Raw genomic sequence first — 18,188 nt, forward strand, 5'->3', positions numbered from 1 at the left:
GACGCGCGCAACCAGGGCGACCGCGAAGCGGACGCCGGGGTTCGGGGCGGAGCCCCGAGGAGCCAGGCGCCGGCGCGCGTCCGCCGGGTGTTTTGGGCTTTTCGTCGCGCGCCGATTTTGGCAAGTAGGCCCGCATGGGCGCCCTGCTGTCCTCCGGGAAGCCTCACGATGCGCGGCGCGCGGCGCGCCTCGCTCTCTGTCTCGCTCACCTCGCGGCGCTCACGGCCGCGGCGTGCGGCTGTCGCAAGCCCGCGGACGCCTCGGCGGACGCGGGGGCGGCGGCCCCTGCCGGCGACGCGGGCGCTGACGCGGCCCCCTCGGCGCTCGCGTCGACCGAGGGGCAGGCCGCGCCCGCGGCGCCCGCGTGGCCGCCGAGCGACAAACCGCTGCTCGGCGTGACGGCCTTCGTGGCGACCGTCTACAAGGAGCCGCGCGACACGTCGAAGAAGCTCGGGTACCTGCGCGTCGGCTCCAGGGTGCCCCGCTCCGCCGAGCCCGCCGGCACCGCGGGCTGTCCGGGCGGCTGGTATGCGATCGAGCCCCACGGCTACCTCTGCGTGGGTGAGGAGGCGACGCTCGACCTGAACGACCCGATCCTCAAGGCCGCCGGCCCTGGGCCGAACATGAGGACCGCGCTCCCGTACCGGTATGCCTTCGTCCGCGCGGTGCTGCCGCTCTACCTGCGCGTCCCCACCGCCGAGGAGCAGCGCAAATCGGAGTTCAAGCTCGATGAGCACCTGTCGTGGTTCGAGGAGAACAAGGCGACCGTGCAGCGGGTCATCCTCGGCGCGAACGACGTGGCGATCGACGCGCGCGGCGTGCCGCTTGCTGGCAAGCAGCTCGGCGAGCTCGGCCTTGGGAAGAACTCGCTCGAGCTCGGCGAGGGCGCGCTGCTCGGCGGGGAAGGGGACGGCGACCCGATCCCGTTCTGGCTCGAGGGCGGCAAGCGCCTCATCCGCAACATCAGCGACTTCAAGGTCCCGGACTACGCGGTCTTCGCCGATCGCGCGCGGCGCTTCACCGGCCTCTCGCTGATCGGATCGTTCGCGACCGGACCGGAGTCGCTGAGCCGGCGGTTCGCGATCACGACCGATCTCCGGCTCGCGCCTGCGACGAAGATCAAGCCCGACACCGGCTCTCCCTGGCACGGCGTCGAGCTGACCGACGCGCTCACGCTGCCGCTCGCCTTCGTCCGCGCGCGGAGCGCCCGCGACGTCCAGATCCAGGGCGACAAGGCGACGCCGGGCAAGGAGCTGCCGTTCCGGGACATCGTCCCGCTGACCGGCAGGATGCGCCGGATCGAGGGCGTGAAGTACTACCGCACCCGGGATCAGCGGTACGTGAGCCAGCTGGACGTCGGGCTCGCGGTCGCGCCGTCCGCGTGGCCGGAGGTCGCCGAGAAGGGCGAGAAGTGGATCGAGGTGTCGATCACGCACCAGACGCTGGTCCTCTGGGAGGGCAAGCGCCCGGTCTATGCCACGCTGGTCTCGACCGGCCAGGCCGGGGTGGCCGATCCCAAGACCACGACCGCGACGGTGCGCGGCATCTTCCGGATCCGCAACAAGCACATCACGGCGACGATGGACTCGAACGAGTCGTCGAGCGTCGGCGGCCGCGCGGAGACGACCGCCGACGCGCCGTCGGCCTCGCGCGGCGCGAAGCCGGAGAAGGGCGGCTCGTCGAAGGAGCGCTCCCCGAAGAAGCCCGGCGCGAGCGCGGCGGCGAAGCCCGCGGCGGGCGAGAAGGTGGTCCCCCGGAAGGGCGACGGGGAGTACGGCGTGACGCGGCGCCGCGGCGAGGGGACCTATGCCCTCAAGGACGTGCCGTACATCCAGTACTTCGCGAGCGGCTACGCGCTCCACGCCGCGTACTGGCACGACGTCTTCGGCACGCCGCGCAGCCACGGCTGCATCAACCTGTCGCCCATCGACGCCCACCGGCTGTTCCTGTGGACCGATCCCCCGGTGCCGCCCGGATGGCACGCGATCAACACAGGCGAAGAGCTGGGCGAGGGGACGACGGTCATAGTCCACGAGTAAGTGACGCGATCGCTGTCTGGATGAGGAGTGCGGGGGCGCTTCAGTGCTTCGGCGCGGTGCGGAGGAGGTCGGTCAGGGCCTCGTCCGCGGAGGCGGCGAGGGCGTCGAGGAGCGCGGCGAGGTGGGCATGCTGGTCCGGGGTGAAGGGGGGCATGCCGAAGCGCGCGCGGACGCCTGAGAGGCGAAGAACTAGGCCGGCGCCGTCCTGGTAGCCGGCGATCCAGGGGCCGCGGAGGAGCTCGTCGCAGATGCGACGGAGCCGCGACTCGAAGGCGGCGCGATCGGCGAGGGGGCCGGCGGGGGAGGGGGCGCGCTGCTGGAAGTGGTGGATCGAGGCGGCGGCCTCGGTCGGGGCGCCGTCGATGGCGTCGAGGCCGGCGCGGAGGTCGTCGAGGAGGGGCGCGAGGCCGGTCCTGCGGACGAGCGCGCCGTCGAGGCACATCTCCCAGAGCACGTGGGCAAACAGCGCGAGCCGGGGCGCGCCGAGCGAGGCGGCGCGCAACGCGGCGGCGAGGCGGCGCTCGCCCTCCACGAAGACGGGGGCGGCGTGGAACCAGCGGTCGACGGCGACGTGGTGGTCGATGCCGGCCAGCACCTCGGCGAGGCGGGGCGGCGGGGCCGCGGGGCGATCGGGCGCGCGGGAGGGCCTGACGCGCCGGTCGGCCATGCGCCAGAGGTCCGGGAGCATCGCCGCCGCGCCCGCGGCGGCCGAGCCGAGGTCGCGCGCGGCGAGGTGGCGATGAAGCAGGAAGTTCATGCGTTCAGGATGGCGCTGCCGTCCGCGGCGGTCGACGGTGAACCGACGCGGCGCGCTCTCCCTCGCCCTTCCGAATTCCCGCTGTGGGGCTAGGGATACGGCTGCTTCGGCGACGCGGCGGGCCCGTGAGGGCCTGCAGCGCAGGCCGACCGTGACAGGCAGGAGCGCCCATGAGCTGCCTGTCCCCGATCCAGGAGACTCGTCTTCGTGCTCGATCCACCGGTACGCGCCGCGTGGTGCGCGTGGCGATGAGAGAAGCGCGAGGACGGCAGTGCGCCTCGATCGACCGGAGCTGCGGTGGTCCGGCGGTCCGAGTTCTGCCGCAGCGCCGCAGCGCTCATGTAGGCAGATCGGCGCCGTCGAGCTCGAATCGCCGGCCTCATCGTTACCCGGCCAGCGGAGATGGATCCATGCCAGTCGCCTGTCGCGGCCGTCAGGGCCCCTTTTCCTCCTTGGAGCCGCGAGTTCGGCGGGGCCCCACGCGCGCCCCGCCTCGCACATCCCCTCGCCCGCGGCCGTTGCTTCTCTTGCTCGGGGTTCGGCGCAACAGGTAGCCTAGGCAACGATGCAGGCCAGCGACCCGTTCGGCTGGGTGGGGTCGATCATCGACGGCCAGTTCGCCGTCGAGGCGCTGGCGGGCGAGGGAGCGTTCGGCGTCGTCTACCGGGCCCGGCACCTCGGCTTCGATTCGCCGGTCGCCGTCAAATGTCTCAAGATCCCCGCGGGTCTAAGCCCTGACCAGCAGGACGGTTTCCTCGCCAAGTTCCGCGAGGAGGCGCGCCTGCTCCACCAGCTCTCGCGCCGGACGATGGGCATCGTCCAGGCGCTCGACATCGGCGCTGCCGCGGCTCCGAAGGGGCCCTGGACGCCGTACATCGTCATGGAGTGGCTGGAGGGCGAGACGCTCGAGCAGGATCTCAAGCGCCGCAGCGCCGAGAAGCTCCCGCCGAGGAGCCTCGGCGACGCGATCCGGCTCCTCGCGCCGGTCGCCTCCGCGCTCGCCGTCGCCCACGACGAGAACGTGTCTCACCGCGACGTCAAGCCGGCCAACCTGTTCCTGCTCGGCGATCGCATGAAGGTGCTCGATTTCGGGCTCGCCAAGGTCTTCTCCGAGACGCCGACGTTCGCGGAGGCGCTCGTCCAGACGGGACGAACGTTCCGCGCCTTCACGCCGCAGTACGGCGCGCCGGAGCAGTTCAGCCCGCGGTTCGGCGCCACAGGGCCCTGGACCGACGTCTATGCGATGGCCCTCATCCTCATCGAGGTCGCGAGCGGTCAGCCCGCCCTCTCGGGCGGCGACGTCATCCAGCTCTTCGTCGCCTCGAGCGACGAGGCGATCCGGCCGAGCTTTCGTTCCCGCGGGGTGAACGCGAACGCCGACGTCGAGGTGGTCCTCGGCCGCGCGCTCGCGATCAACCCCTCGCAGCGGTTCCACAACCTCGGCGAGATGTGGGCCGCCCTGGAGGCCGCCCACCGCTCCAGCATCGTCGTGGTGGCGCGCGACACCCTGCGCGCGCCCGCCTTCGGCCCGAGCGACACGAACGACGACGCTGACGGGCTGCTCGACCTCGCCGCCGTCCACCTGCCGCCGCTGCCGCCGCCGCCGGCGCTGTCGGTCCCGCCGCCGTCGCTGCCGCCGTCGTCGAGGTCGTGGATGACGCCGGACAGCAGCGGGATGAGGGGGAGCGTGAGCTCCGATCGCGGCTCGCCGCGGACCCGGGCCGCGCTGCCGTTCGAGGGTGGAGAGCACCGGATCTGCACCGTCCTGTTCGCCGATCTGTCCGAGGCGACCGCGCTCTCGTCGCGGCTCGATCCCGAGGACGTCAAGGACGTCGTCGACCGCTGCTATCAGGTGCTCGCGGAGCACGTCGAGCAGATGCACGGGATCGTCGAGCGGCCGATCGGCGGGCGCGTCATGGCCGTCTTCGGCGCCCCTCGCTCGACCGACAGCGACGCCGAGCGGGCGATCGTCGCGGCGCTCGGCGCGCAGGCCGCGATCCCGCGCCTCGCGCTGCCGCGCGCTGCGCGATCGGTCCGCCTCTCCGTGCGGTTCGGGATCGCGACGGGGCGGGCCTTCGTCGGCGCTGGGGGCTCGGCGCGGCAGGACCTCGCCGTCATCGGCGACGCGGTCGACGGCGCGGGGCGCCTGCAGCAGCTCGCGCCGCGCGGCGCGATCGTGATCGGCCGCGACACCCACCGCCTCGTCCTCGGGCGCTTCCACGTCGAGCCGATCGACGCGGGCGCGGGCGCGAATGCGGTCCGGGCGCCGGCGGCGCCGCCGGCGTCCACCGCTCACGGCGCGGCGCAGCCGATCTACCGCGTGCTCGGCGAGGCGCCGCTCCACCACGCGTTCGCGCCGCCCGATTTCCATGGGCTCTCGACGCGCCTCGTCGGGCGCGGCGCGGAGATGCAGCGCCTGTGTGATCTCGTCGAGACCGCCTTCCACGAGCGGCGGCCGCGCCTCATCACGCTGGTCGGCGCGCCCGGCGTGGGACGGACGCGGATGCTCGCAGAGCTCTTCGCGGGCCTCCGCGACGGCGGCGCCGGGGGCGGCGCGCCCTCCTCGGAGCGCGGGTACGCGCTCGCGCCGCCCGGGGGGCTGCTCGCCCTCTCCGCGCAGTGCTCGGCGCTCGCGCAGGACTCGAGCTATGGCCTGGCCGGCGCGCTGCTCCGCCGCTGGTTCGGGATCCACGAGGCCGATCCGGCCCAGGTCATCCTGCGCAAGCTGCGCCGCGGTCTGCGCTGGATCCGGCTGCGCGCCGCGCGCGCCCGCGTCCGCGCCGAGCGGGAGGCCGCCGGCGCGGGGGCCAGGGCCGCCGCGCTCGGGGGCGCGTCGCCCATCGTGACCCACGCGTCGTCCGTCCCGCTCCGAGGGCCGATCAGCTCGACCGTCAGCGGGCGCAGGGGAGCCGGGGCGGCGCGCTACGAGGACGACGACGAGCTCGATCCGTCCCCCTCGCTGTCGAGGCCGAGCGGGGGGAGCGACCTCGAGGAGATCCTCGCCCGGCTGGCGGCGATCCTGGGCGCGCGGCCTGCGCCCGCAGGGCTGCTCGAGGCCGCGGCGCGCGGCAGCGTGCTGGCGAGGCGCCGGATCGCCTCCGCGCTCGTGCTGCTCGTCACCTTCGCCCTCGAGCGGACGCCGATGGTGATCGTGTGCGACGACCTGCAGTGGGCCGACGACGCGACGCTCGACCTCGTCGAGGAGCTCGTGGCGCACGCCGAGGGGCTGCCGCTCTGCATGGTGTGCACCGCGCGCCCCGAGCTCTACGAGCGCCGCCCCGACTGGGGCGTCGGGAAGGAGGCGTACGTCCGCGTCGACGCGTCACCGCTCGCGCGGCGGCACGCGGAGGAGATGATCCGGGATCGGCTCCGCGGCGCCTCCGCGCTCGATCTCGAGCTCGTGCGCGCGATCGCCGAGCGCTCCGAGGGCAACCCGCGAACCGTGGAGGAGACCCTCCACCTGCTCGTGGACGCCGGCGCCATCGAGGCCCAGGAGGGCGCGTGGCACGTCCGTGACGACGCGCTCAGCGCGCTGAGCCTGCCGCCGGCGGTGCACGGCGTGGTCCAGGCGCGCCTCGACCGCCTGGACGAGGCCGCGCGTGTCCTCCTGGCGCAGGCCGCGGTCGTCGGCCGGACCTTCTGGGAGGGCGCGGTCGAGCGGCTCCGGAACGACGCCCCGCAGGCGCGCTCGCCGATGTCGAGCGAGCGCATCCTCGCGGAGCTCCAGGATCTCGATCCGCCGTTCTCGGTGCGCCACGGCGGCAGCGCGTCCACCGCCGAGCTGCTCGCGCGCCTCTGCGAGCGCCAGCTGATCCGGCTCCGCTCCCCCGCATCGTTCCCCGGCGAGCGCGAGTACGTGTTCGTGGAGCAGGCGACGTGCGAGGTCGCCTACGAGATGCTGAGCCTCAAGATCCGCCGGCGGATCCACCTGCTCGTCGCCGACTGGATCGAGCACCGCGCCCCGAACGCGGCGGCGCGCGACGAGGGCGCCGCCCTCCTCGCCCACCACTACGAGCGGGGCGGCGATCTTCGGGCGGCCGCGGCGGCGTACGACCGCGCCGCGGCGCACGCTGCCGCGATCGGCGAGGGCGCCGCGGCGGCGCGCCACGCGGCGCGCGCCCGGGAGCTCCACGACGAGCTCGCGGCCGACGACGCGTAGGCAGGCCGCCGCTACCGCGCCTTGCCGCGCGCGTTCGGCAGCCGGGCGCCGGACACGACCAGCGCGTGGCGCAGGGCGTCCTCGAGCGCGCCGAAGGTCTCGAGCGTCCGCGCGTCGCTTCCGAGCGTCACGATGGCCTGCGCGACCCCGGGGGAGATGCCCGACACGAGGCAGCGGCTGCCGAGCAGGCTCGCGGCCCGGGCCACCTGGAACAGGTGGTCGACCGTCGGGGTGTCCGCGACCTCCACGCCGGTCAGATCGAGCACGGCGAAGTGGGCCTGCGTGCGGACGATCTCCCCGAGCAGCTTCTCCATGATGTCCGTGGCCCGGTCGCTGTCGAGCGCGCCGATGATGGGCAGCACGAGGACGCCCTCCCACGCCTGGATGATCGGCGTCGACAGCGCGCGGATCGCCTCCTGCTGCTGGCGCAGGACGCTCGCGGTCCGCTCGCGTTCGGCGTTCTCCGCGGCGAGCATCCGGTTCTTGCCTTCCAGCTCCTCGGCGTACACCTCGAGGCGCTCGATCGACTGGCGCAGCTGATCTTCGAGCCGCTTGCGCTCGGTGGTGTCCCGCATCGTCACGGCGACGCCGCCCTGGATCGGCACGATCTGGTGGTGCACCCAGACGCCCGGGCGCGACGCCTGGGCGGTCGGCGCGGGCAGGAGGATCTCCTCCTCGATCGGCGCCCCCTTCCGGAGGCCGCGCAGGCACCTCGCGAGGAGGACGCCGGCCTCGACCGAGTGGACGAGCTCCGAGAGGCGCTGACCGAGGAGCTGCTCGCGCGGCATCGACAGCATCGTCGCGGCGCGCGCGTTGAGCCCCGTGATCACGAAATCGGCGATCTCCTCGCTGTCGTCGCGGTGGGAGGCCAGCGTGAGGAACGCGTCCATGCTGGCCTCGACGGCCGCGTGGAAGCGCGCCTCGCTCTCCCGGCGCTGCTCCTCGGCGCGCCGGCGCTCGGTGATGTTCTCCCCCACGATGAGCGCGTTCGTGACCTCGTCGGCCCCGCGGATCGCGCTGACGTGGTTCGCGTACCACGCCCGCCCGCCGTTCGCCCCGAGGCCGACCACCTCGTAGCTCGCGCGGCCCCCCTCCTGGAGCACCGTCCGGAGCGCCTCCCTCACCGTGGCGTGGTACTCCGGCGCCGTGAAATCGTAGAGGCTCCGGCCGACGATGCTCTCTTCCCGGACCCCGGGAGACGGCCGGTTCACCGAGACGATGCGCGCGTCCTTGTCGACGACCACCAGGTGGTGCGGGATGCCGTCGTACAGCGCCCGCAGCTTCTCCTCGGACTCACGGAGCGCGATCTCGGCGGTCTTGCGCCGCGTGACGTCGCGGGCGACGAAGTAGACGAGCCCCTCGTCGAGCGCGAGCATCGCGTTCCACTCGAGCCACCGGTACGAGCCGTCCTTGCAGAGGAACCGGTTCTCGTAGGTGATCGTCTGCGCGCCCGTCGAGAACGTGTCTGTCTCCGAGAGGGTGCGCGCCTTGTCCTCGGGGTGGATGAACTCGAGGTAGGGCCGCGCCATCAGCTCCTGGCGGCTGAACCCGAGCGTGCGCTCCCACGAGGGGCTGAGCTCCTTGAACCGCCCGTCGAGCGTCGCGGCGCCGAGCATGTCGACGGCGAGCGCGTAGAGCCGCCGCTGCTCCTTGTCCTCTTCGCGCACGACGGCGCGCAGGATCGGCCCTGCTCGGTCGGGGAGGGGGAGCCGCGCGATCTGCGTGTCGGCCTGGATGAAGTCCCCGCCTGGGCGCCGGTAGAGCCACCGAAACCGCTGCGGCTCGCCCCGGCCCGCCGCGTCGAGCCGCTGCGCGAGGCCTTCGGCGGAGGCCTGTCCATCGGGCTGCAGCAGCGGCGCGAGGTCCGCGAGCTCCCGTCCGACGAGGCCGTCCGCGGACCCGGCGAGCAGCCGGATCGCGCTCGGATTGGCGTCGATCACGCGGCCGTTCTCCAGGAGGAGGAGCGCGTCTTCGGCCGCCTCGAACGCGGCGCGGTGGAGATCAGGCTGGCTCATCGTGGGCGCCGCAGGGTGTCAGGAGCGCCGTGCCGCCGTGTTGTCCTCTCGATCTCGATCGCCAATCAGCACCTCGAGCGGCCGCCGACACCCCCGCTCGGTCGCTGCCGCCAGCGGCGCATTGTGCAGGAAGCCTCGGTCGAGGTCCATGAGCCCGCGCGCGGCTCGGCGCGGGCCGTTGCTGTCGTCGCCGTCCTCGTAGGTTTCGTCTCTCGTCCGCTCCCTGGTTCCAGCTCCGTTCCGGCGCAGGCCGCTCGCGCGGCGGCATTCGAGCGCTCTTGTCTTCGTCAATGTTGTCTGCCTGCCACACGCCGGCGACGGCCTCTCGCGTGCTGCGGGCGCCGTGGTAGCGTTGGTCTGCATCGCGGGGGGTTCCTTCTGCGCTGCCTGTCGGCAGGCAGCTCTCGCGCGGTGCGAGGGGGGTGCGATGATCTCAGAGGCGTGCGGGCTCTGCGCTTGGCCGGCGAGCCTTCTCGTCGACGACGTACAGCGGCACAAGAGTGCGCTCCTGGACATGGCGCTGCAGATGCGTGCGGACGACAAAGAGCCGCTCGCGCGCGTGGCCTTCCGGGGCGCGCTCTACTGGCAGCGCTGGCTCCTGACGAAGGAGCCTGGGCTCCACGAGGAGGCTCGGGTCGTCTCCGGGCTCGAGTTCGCCCGGGAGGCCGGCGACTGGAAGGAGGCCGACATGCTCCTTGCCCACGCCGACGGCTCGAGCGCCCTCGCCGGTCTGCCGTTCGTCGATCACTGGAAGGCGCTCGTCGCGCAGCACTTGCCGGAGCAGGTGAGCGACGAGCACGAGCTAGAGGAGACGTTCCAGGAGTTCCGGCGGCACCCCAGCGAGGAGGCCGCGGAGAGCGTGCGTCGCTGCGCCACGGCGATCGCGCCCCTCGGGTCGCCGGTCCCGGTGCACAGCCTCCTGGCGCGTGTGGCGATGGATCTCGGCCAGACCGAGGAGGCGGAGTTCCACCTCGCCGCGCTCGTCGTCTGCAGGCCGCTCTGGATCCCCTACGTCGTGCAGCTGGCCGAGCACCAGGCGAGGCTCGATCTGCCGCGTGCCCTCCGCACGATCGAGGACGCGCGCCGCCTCTTCGGTCCCGACTTCTGGCTCCCTCTTTGAGCGGGGCTCACCCGCTTCGGATACGGGCCCATCTCGGCGTTTTCGGTGCTCAGCGCACGGGAGTGCGCCTGCGCGCCGAAAACGCCGATCTGGACCCGTCTCCTGTGCGGGTGAGCCCCGCTCGGCGACGCAGCTCGTGAGAGCGTCAGCCGTCGGCGGCCTCCGAGCTTTTGGAGAGCTCTTGTGGCCAGGATCCAGCGCCCCCCCGGGCCCCCGCCTCAGGCGCTCTCGAGCGTGCGCATCCAGCCGCTGATCCGCGTCCCCGCCGGCTTGGGCCAGCCCATCCGCGCGAAGCGCTCGAGGAGCTGCGGCGTATGGTCTCCGGTGCGGCTGTCCTTGAAGGCCGCCCGCGCCGCGTCGAGCTCGCGCGCCGCCTCGTGGAAGCGCCCCTCGTGGTACGCGAGCCACGCGAGCGTCAGGTGCCGGTGCTGCCGGGGCTCCGCCTCCGCGAGCGCCACCGCCTCGCACGCCATCAGGTGCTCGCGGGCGAGCTCCGCGTCCCCGCGGTGGAGCGCGATCTGCGCGAAGAGCAGCCGCGCCTCCACCAGGCCCCACGGATCCCCGAGCCGCTCGAAGAGCCTGCCGGCGGCGAGCGCGTGCTCCTCGGCGAGCTCCGGCGCGCCCGCGTCGAGCGCCACCATCGAGAGGAGGCGCTCGCACCCGGCCTCGCCGCGCGGGTTCGCGACGTCGCGGAAGCTCTGCCGCGCCGCGAGCGCGCCCGAGCGCGCCGCCTCGAAGTTGCCGACGCGGTGGTCCGAGTGCGACAGCGCGAGATCGCACTGCGCGAGCCCGAGCCGGTAGCCGATGGCGTCGAAGTCGGCGTGCGCGGTCGTGAGCAGCGCGCGCGCCGCCTCCGAGGTCGCCCCGGCCTGCTCGACCATGCTCTGCAGCAGCAGGCACTGCGCCCGGCCGAGCCGATCGCCGACCTCCATGAACCTCGACGCCCCGGACGCCAGCACCGCCCGCGCCCGCGCGTGCTCGCCGAGCAGGTAGTCGATCTCGCCGAGCAGCACCTCGCACTGCGCCTGCCCGTGGCCGTGGCCGATCTCGTCGAAGATCGCGTGCGCCCGCGCCACGAGCCGCCGGCCCTGCGCCTCCGCGCCGAGGTCCGACGCGATGTGCCCGAGCAGGCGCAGGCAGTGCGCCTGGTTCTCGCGGTCGCCGGCTTGCTCGAAGATGCGCCGCGCGTCCTCCGCGTCGCGCCGCGCCTCGTCGAGCCTCCCCGCAAGCCGCAGCGCCTCGCCGCGGAAGCGCAGCTGCGTCCCGAGGCGCGTCCCCGTCAGCACGGGCCGCGCGTCCACCCCGCCCCGGAGGCCCGGGCGCGAGTCGCTCCCCCCGGGCAGCTTGCCGTCGAGCACGGCGAGGTCGCGGAGCGTCGCCGCGATGTCGCGCGAGCTCTGCCAGTGCGCCGCCACGTGCGCGTGCATGAGCGCCGCGGCCTCGTCGGTGTCGCCGGCGCGCAGCAGGCTGACCACCCGGTGCCGGAGGATGCGGCGGCTCGACGCGGCCGGGTGCGCCCCGAGCGCGTCGGCGGCGGCGCGGAACACGCGGGCCGCGTCCGGCTCGAGGAAGAGCTGCGAGAGGAGGTGCTCCTGGAGCAGCGCGTGCGGCCAGCGCAGGCGATCGCCCACGGCGAGGAGGATCTGGGCGCGCTGCATGGACGCGATCGCCCGGTCCGCCGAGATGTCGAGCGAGGTGAGCAGCGCGCGCAGGATCTCGCGCCGGATGTCGCCGCCGAGCGCGGCGGCGGCGCGCGCGCCGGTGCGGAGCTCCTCGGGCAGCGCCGCGAGGCGCTCTTCCCAGAGGTCGGCGGTGGTCGCCGCCTGCACGGCCATCGACGCCCTCGGCACGAAGTACTTGCCCGCGCGCAGCTGGAGGTGGCCGCCGCCCGCCCACGCGTGCAGCAGCTGCAGCGCGAAGAGCGGGTTCCCCTTGCTGCGGGCCGTCGCCGCCTCGGCCGCCGCGTCGTCGAGCGGCAGCGTCTCCCGGAGCAGCGCGTGCGTCTGCGTGGGGTTCAGCGGGGCGACGTCGAGCCTCTCCCCGACGTAGGCCGCGAGCGCCCCCTCGATGCGCCTCGCCGCCACCGGATCGCACTCGACCGCCTCGCTCCTGACCGTCGCCACGACGAGGAGGCCCAGGTTCGGCGCGTCGCGGTGGAGCGTCATGAGCCCCTCGAACGTGGTCGACGAGGCGTAGTGCAGGTCGTCGAGCCAGAGCAGCACCGGCCGGTCCCGGCCGATCCTCTCCAGGGTCTTGCGGATGATCAGCCAGCGGAGCTCGGGGCGGTCCAGACGGAAGCGCTTCCCTGTCGGGCCGACCGCCTCGCTGCCCGGAGGCGACGGCTTGATCCACTCGGCGGTCGCCGCGACCCACGTCTTGCCGACCTCGTCCTCGGGCGGGACCTCCCAGAGGTTCATCAGCACCTTCTCGACGATCTCGCGCTCGGCCCGCTCCAGCCGGTAGTGCTGGGTCACCGCGCCGAGCACGCCGTCGAGCGGCGCCGCGATGCGCCGGTAGCGCGCGCGGAGCGGCACCATGAGCGCCCGCTCGTGGACCTCCTCGCAGAGCCACTCGGCCAGCCGGCTCTTGCCGACGCCGGCCTCGCCCGCGAGCAGGACGAACCGGTGCATCGCCTTCGGCGCGTCGACCATCTCGGCCACGACCTCCATGAGCCGCGCCCGCTCCCCGGTCCGCGCGACGAACGGGCTCGGCCGGAGCGCGAGCAGCCCGGTGGTCGTCACGGACGGCGGCGGGTCGTCGTCTGGAGGCTCGATGAGCTCGGGCGTGAGCAGCTCCTTGCGGCTCGGGGGCAGACGGCCGCTCGTCAAGAGGGCGATCGGCAGCGGCGTCGCGGTCACGTTCTCGTTGTTGCGCGGCTCGAACCGCTTCCACACCCGCCGCGCGTCGCCCGCGAAGTCGAAGCGGTGCCACGGGCGCTTCGCGAGCAGCCGCTTCGCGAACTTCGCGACGTCGCCCGGCACCGCCGTGGGGAGCGGCAGATCCGGGATCGGCGCGCTCCGGTGCTGCTGGAGGAGCTCGTCGTTGTTGCCGTCGTAGACCTCCCCCCCGGCGAGCAGGGCGTAGAGGATGCAGCCGAGCGCGTAGAGGTCCGTCGGCGGTCCGACGTGGGGCGCCGCGAAGCGGATCTGCTCGGGCGCCATCCAGCCCGGGGTGCCCGCGCCCCAGCGCACCGTGGGTTCGCTCTCCCTCGATCCGTCGAGCCGGTGATCGACCCGGTCCTGGATGAGCCAGGCGAGCCCGAGGTCGAGCACGTGCACGAGCGGCGGCTCGCCCCCGTGCTGCAGATCGACGAGGACGTTGGACGGCTTCAGGTCCCCGTGGATCACGCCCCGCGCGTGCGCGTGCGCCAGCGCGCCGAGCACCTGGTCGATGACGCTCCAGATGATCGGCCAGGGCAGCGGGTCCTCGAGCCGCGCGAGGTAGAGCCACTCGTGGAGCGATCGCCCCGGGACGGCGTCCATCACGAGGTACGGCGTCCCGTTGCTGAGCGCCCCGAAGTCGCGGGCCTTGACGAGCGCCGGATGGGAGAGCCCGGCGAGCGCCCTGGCTTCTTCCTGGAACCACCAGGCGTCCTCGGGGCGGGCCGCCGCGCCTGGCCGGTCGAGCAGCTTCACGGCGACGCGCTCGTCGAGCACGAGATCGCGGCAGAGATAGACGACCCCCATGCCGCCGCGACCCAGCTCTCGGCGGACCTGATAGCGACCGGCCAGGATCGTGCCCGGCAAAAAGCCTTCTTCCGACATGACGGTGAGCCGCCCGATGATAGCCGTGCCGGCCGGGCCCGGTAGACTCGAATCTCGCCAGGCGCCAGGCGCCAGGCACCAGGCACCAGGCGCCAGGGCGTCGAGGCGGCCCGAGGTCGCTTGGCGGCAGTTCGTCGTGTCGGGTCAGCGGAGCGATGCTAGGTTGCAGTGATGGATGCAGCGGTACGCGTGCTTGCATTCGCTGGCGCGAGGGATGTGCTGGGCACCGGAGAAGTGGCGCTGCCGCTGGCTGGTCCCTGCACCGCAGCGGAGCTCCTGGAGCACGTCTGTGCTCGCTATCCGGGGCTCGGCCCCTACAAGGGATCCATCCGGGTGGCCGTGAACGGCGTCTATGCGACGCCGAGCGATCCTGTAGGTTTCGGTGACGAGGTCGCGCTCATCCCGCCGGTGGCGGGCGGCTAGAGGAGCCGAGAGGGACGCTGCATGCCTTCTTCTATTGGCGGCCTCGATCCTGCGCGCAATGCGGGCGACGCGCCGGCCGAGCGGAGGCGATCGCTGCCGCTCGTCGGCGGCGGAGAGGCCGGGCGACGCGCCGCCGTGATCCCGTACCGCGACGGCGCCCGCGAGGCCGCTGGCGCGCACGCGGGGCCCGCGCCGCGGAGCGCGCGCATCTCGGTCACGGATCGGTGCGACTTCGCGTGCACCTACTGCCGCCCGTCGCGGCATGACGGCTACGCCGACGGCAAGCTCATGACGGCCGCCTGGCGCACCATGTTCGAGGCCCTGCGCGACGCCGGCGTCCGGCGCGTGCGCCTGACCGGCGGCGAGCCGCTGCTCCACCCCGAGATCGTGTCGATCGTCGGGTGCCTCGCCTCGCTCGGCTTCGAGGATCTGGCCCTCACGACGAACGCGTCGCAGCTCGCGCGGCTCGCCGGGCCGCTGCGCGCCGCCGGGCTGCACCGGCTGAACGTCTCGATCGACACCCTCGATCCTGGGCGCTTCCACGAGATGACCCGGGGCGGCGAGCTCGCCCGGGTGCTCGACGGCATCGACGCCGCGATCGCGGCGGGCTTCTCGCCGATCAAGCTGAACACGGTGGTCCTCCGCGGCGTGAACGACGACGAGATCGAGCGGCTCGCGCTGTGGGCCTGGGAGCGCCGGATGGTGCCGCGCTTCCTCGAGGTGATGCCGATCGCCGAGGGCGCTCGGCTCGTCGGCAAGCACCTCGTCACCGCGGCCGAGATGAGGGCGCGCCTCGCCGAGCACCTCCTCCCGGAGGAGGCGGCGGCCGAGCCCGGCCTCGGCCCGGCCAGGTACGTCCGCGCTCGCCGCGACCCGTCGCTCCGCGTGGGCTTCATCACGGGCACGAGCGACACGTTCTGCGAGAGCTGCGATCGCCTGCGCGTCTCCTCGACGGGCGTTCTCCGGCCGTGCCTCGCCACGGACGACGGCGTCGACGCCTCGCGCGAGGCGAAGATCGGCGATCGCGCGGCGATCCGCCTGCGCCTGGACGAGGCGTGGCGCCTCAAGCCGGACGGCAAGGTCTGGAAGGGCTGCACCGAAGAGACGGCCTCCGCGGTGTCGATCCGCGCGATCGGCGGCTGAAGGAGCGGGCGATCGGCGCGGGGCCGGATCACGTTCGGCTACCGGTCCTCGGGGCCGCCGTGTCAGATTCCGGGGCGATGCCGCGAACCCCTGATCGACCCCGCGAGGGCGAAGCGCTCTCGACTCACCTCTCTCCGAGCGGCGAGGCCCGCATGGTGCCTGTCGAAGGCAAGCCCGTCACGCACCGCCGCGCGGTCGCGTCCGGCGCCGTCCTGATGCGCCACGAGACGATCGCCCGGGTCGCGCGCGACGACGCCCCGAAGGGCGACGTCCTGGCCGCGGCGCGGATCGCCGGGATCATGGCGGCGAAGCGCACGCCGGAGCTCATCCCGCTCTGCCACGGCATCGCGCTCACGCACGTCTCGGTCTCGCTCGACGTGGACGAGCCGTCCGCGTCGATCCGGGTGACCGCCGCCGCGGAGGCGTTGGATCGCACCGGGGTCGAGATGGAGGCCATGGTCGCGGTGAGCGCCGCGTGCTTGACGATCTACGACATGCTCAAGGGGATCGATCGCGAGATGGTGATCTCGGACATCAAGCTCCTCGAGAAGAGCGGGGGCCGGTCCGGCCATTTCCAGCGGAGCGCGCCGTGAGCCGGATCCGCGCCGAGCCGCTCCGACTCGACGAGCTCATCGCCGCGGTGTCTCACCCCGGCGCGGGCGGCATCGCCACGTTCCTGGGCGTGGTGCGCGACGTCAACGAGGGCCGTTCGGTCACGCTGCTCGAGTACGAGGCCTACGGGACGATGGCCGAGGCCGAGCTGGAGCGGATCCTGTCGGAGCTCGCCGCAGAGATCCCCGGCGTGCGCGTCGCCGCGACGCACCGGGTGGGCGCGCTCCACGTCGGCGACGTCGCCGTGGCCTGCGCCGCGAGCGCGCCGCACCGGGGAGAGGCCTTCCGCGGGTGCCGCCTGCTCATCGATCGCATCAAGGAGCGCCTGCCGATCTGGAAGCGTGAGCACGGGCCGGACGGCCCGTACTGGGTCGGATGGGAGGACGCCCGCTGCGCCGGCGAGCATGGGCACGAGGCGCCCCACGGGCACGCGCACGGCGACGAGGCGCCCCACGGGCACGGCCACGGCGGGACGGCGCCTCCGGGCGGCGCTGGCGCCTAGCGCAGGCCGGGCAGGCGCCTAGCGCAGGCCAGGCAGGCGCCTAGCGCAGGCGAAGCCCGGCCGGCGGCGGCGAGGAGAGCGGGTCGTTCTCCTTCAGGCGGTTGTGGTGCCGGATGTCCGTCCCCTTGACGAGGAAGACGACCGACTCGGCGATGTTCATCGCGTGATCGGCGATGCGCTCCAGGTACTTGGCGATCGACTGGATGCGCGTGGCCCTGTACACCGTGCTCGGGTCGCGGCTCATGACGAGGAGCACCTCCTGGAAGATGCGGGCGTAGTGCTCGTCGATCACGTCATCGCGCGTGAGCAGCTGGTTCGCTCGCTCGCAGTCGCGGGCGACCAGCGCGTCCAGCGCCTCGTGCACCACCTCGATCGCCTCGTCCGCGAGGCCTTGCAGATCCGCCACCGGCGCGAGCGGCGGCTCCTCGTTGAGCTCCTGCACACGCTCGCAGACGTTCACAACGAGATCGCCGACCCGCTCCAGATCGGTGACGATCTTGAGCGCCGTGGTGACGAAGCGCAGGTCGGACGCCACGGGCTGGCGGGTCGCGAGGATCCTCATACAGAGCTCGTCGACCTCGCACTCGAGGCGGTTGATCCGGCGATCGAGCCGGATCGTCGCCTTGGCGAGGCCCGTGTCGCGCGTCGTGAGCGCGGTCGAGCCTTTCTGGATCATCTCCTCGACGAGGCTCCCCATGAGCAGCAGCTTCTCGCGAAGCGTGCGTAGCTCGTGCTCGTAGACCTTGCTCGTGTGCGACGTCGGCATGATTCTATCCCCCGCTTCCATCAGCCGAACTTCCCGGTGACGTAGTCTTCCGTCTTGCTCTCCTTGGGGTTGGTGAAGATGGTCTGGGTCCTGTCGAACTCCACCAAGTCCCCCATGTAGAAGAAGGCGGTATAGTCAGAGCACCGGGCGGCCTGCTGCATGTTGTGTGTTACGAGCACGCAAGTATACCGCTCTTTCAGCTCGTCGATGAGCTCCTCGACGCGCGCGGTCGCGATGGGATCGAGCGCCGAGCACGGCTCGTCGAGCAGGATCACGTCCGGCTCCACCGCGAGGACGCGGGCGATGCAGAGCCGCTGCTGCTGGCCGCCCGAGAGAGATAGCCCGGACTGATCGAGCTTGTCCTTCACCTCGTCCCAGAGCGCGACCTGGCGCAGGCATTTCTCGACGAGGCCTGTGGGATCCTTGACGGAGATGCCGTTCAGCTTGTGTCCGGCGAGGACGTTCTCGCGGATCGACATGGTTGGAAACGGGTTGGGTTTCTGGAACACCATGCCGACGCGCCGCCGCAGCCGCACCGGGTCGACGGCTTTGTCATAGATGTTCACGCCGTCGATCATGACGGAGCCCTTCGCCGAGGCCCCGGGCACCTGCTCGTGCATCCGGTTGAGACAGCGCAGGAACGTCGACTTCCCGCACCCGGACGGGCCGATGACCGCTGTGACCTGGCCATCGGGGATATCCAGCGTGATGTCGTGGATGGCGTGGAACTTATGAAAATAGGCGTTGAGCCGAGTGACGCTGATCTTGGCTGGCGGCGCCTCGTCTCCTGGCTCGATGGAGCGGCTGTCGATGCCGTCCGTGTCGAGCCCGCTGCGGCGTTCCCCGGACCGTCCTTTGTGGTGCAGTGAGTCGAACGAGCTCATCGAG

At 72.9% G+C, this 18,188-nt stretch carries 12 protein-coding genes; 7 read left to right on the plus strand and 5 right to left on the minus strand.

Annotated elements, in window-relative coordinates:
- Positions 1-134: 134 nt before the first annotated feature.
- Entirely contained in the window at positions 135-2,039 is a 1,905-nt protein-coding gene (locus WMF29_RS16260; RefSeq protein WP_437329702.1) for a L,D-transpeptidase, read from the plus strand.
- 40 nt (positions 2,040-2,079) lie between these two features.
- Here WMF29_RS16260 and WMF29_RS16265 read toward each other — a convergent pair whose 3' ends face one another.
- Positions 2,080-2,796, minus strand: a complete 717-nt coding sequence (locus WMF29_RS16265) for a hypothetical protein (protein ID WP_437329703.1) — start codon at positions 2,794-2,796, stop codon at positions 2,080-2,082.
- Between the two features lie 565 nt (positions 2,797-3,361).
- Here WMF29_RS16265 and WMF29_RS16270 point away from each other — a divergent pair.
- Positions 3,362-6,955 carry a protein kinase domain-containing protein gene (locus WMF29_RS16270; RefSeq protein WP_437329704.1) on the plus strand — a complete coding sequence of 1,198 codons (3,594 nt, stop codon included), beginning with the start codon at positions 3,362-3,364 and terminating at the stop codon, positions 6,953-6,955.
- An 11-nt stretch (positions 6,956-6,966) separates the two neighbouring features.
- Here WMF29_RS16270 and WMF29_RS16275 read toward each other — a convergent pair whose 3' ends face one another.
- The gene (locus WMF29_RS16275; RefSeq protein ID WP_437329705.1) at positions 6,967-8,970 is read right to left on the minus strand and encodes a PAS domain S-box protein; all 2,004 of its coding nucleotides are present in this window, start codon (positions 8,968-8,970) and stop codon (positions 6,967-6,969) included.
- Between the two features lie 427 nt (positions 8,971-9,397).
- Between WMF29_RS16275 and WMF29_RS16280 the strand changes: the two genes are divergently transcribed.
- A complete protein-coding gene (locus WMF29_RS16280) occupies positions 9,398-10,090 on the plus strand; it encodes a hypothetical protein (protein WP_437329706.1) in 693 nt (230 codons plus the stop codon).
- Between the two features lie 218 nt (positions 10,091-10,308).
- Here WMF29_RS16280 and WMF29_RS16285 read toward each other — a convergent pair whose 3' ends face one another.
- Entirely contained in the window at positions 10,309-13,854 is a 3,546-nt protein-coding gene (locus WMF29_RS16285; protein WP_437329707.1) for a protein kinase domain-containing protein, read from the minus strand.
- 171 nt (positions 13,855-14,025) lie between these two features.
- Between WMF29_RS16285 and WMF29_RS16290 the strand changes: the two genes are divergently transcribed.
- The 4 genes from WMF29_RS16290 (at position 14,026) to WMF29_RS16305 (ending at position 16,534) form a co-directional block, all read left to right on the plus strand.
- Entirely contained in the window at positions 14,026-14,277 is a 252-nt protein-coding gene (locus WMF29_RS16290) for a MoaD/ThiS family protein (protein ID WP_276597196.1), read from the plus strand.
- Positions 14,278-14,298: 21 nt separating this feature from the next.
- Entirely contained in the window at positions 14,299-15,420 is a 1,122-nt protein-coding gene (gene moaA, locus WMF29_RS16295) for a GTP 3',8-cyclase MoaA (protein ID WP_437329708.1), read from the plus strand.
- 77 nt (positions 15,421-15,497) lie between these two features.
- Positions 15,498-16,013, plus strand: coding sequence for a cyclic pyranopterin monophosphate synthase MoaC (gene moaC, locus WMF29_RS16300; RefSeq protein WP_437329709.1), 516 nt, complete (start codon positions 15,498-15,500; stop codon positions 16,011-16,013).
- The gene (locus tag WMF29_RS16305; RefSeq protein ID WP_437329710.1) at positions 16,010-16,534 is read left to right on the plus strand and encodes a molybdenum cofactor biosynthesis protein MoaE; all 525 of its coding nucleotides are present in this window, start codon (positions 16,010-16,012) and stop codon (positions 16,532-16,534) included. Before moaC ends, WMF29_RS16305 begins: the two co-directional genes overlap by 4 nt.
- A gap of 40 nt (positions 16,535-16,574) precedes the next feature.
- Here WMF29_RS16305 and phoU read toward each other — a convergent pair whose 3' ends face one another.
- On the minus strand, positions 16,575-17,300 hold the full coding sequence (phoU, locus tag WMF29_RS16310) for a phosphate signaling complex protein PhoU (protein ID WP_044964959.1): 726 nt from the start codon (positions 17,298-17,300) through the stop codon (positions 16,575-16,577).
- Between the two features lie 20 nt (positions 17,301-17,320).
- Positions 17,321-18,184 carry a phosphate ABC transporter ATP-binding protein PstB gene (gene pstB / locus WMF29_RS16315; protein WP_272098164.1) on the minus strand — a complete coding sequence of 288 codons (864 nt, stop codon included), beginning with the start codon at positions 18,182-18,184 and terminating at the stop codon, positions 17,321-17,323.
- Positions 18,185-18,188 lie beyond the last annotated feature (4 nt).

The organism is Sorangium sp. So ce381, assembly GCF_051473845.1.
Classification (GTDB): domain Bacteria; phylum Myxococcota_A; class Polyangia; order Polyangiales; family Polyangiaceae; genus Sorangium; species Sorangium atrum.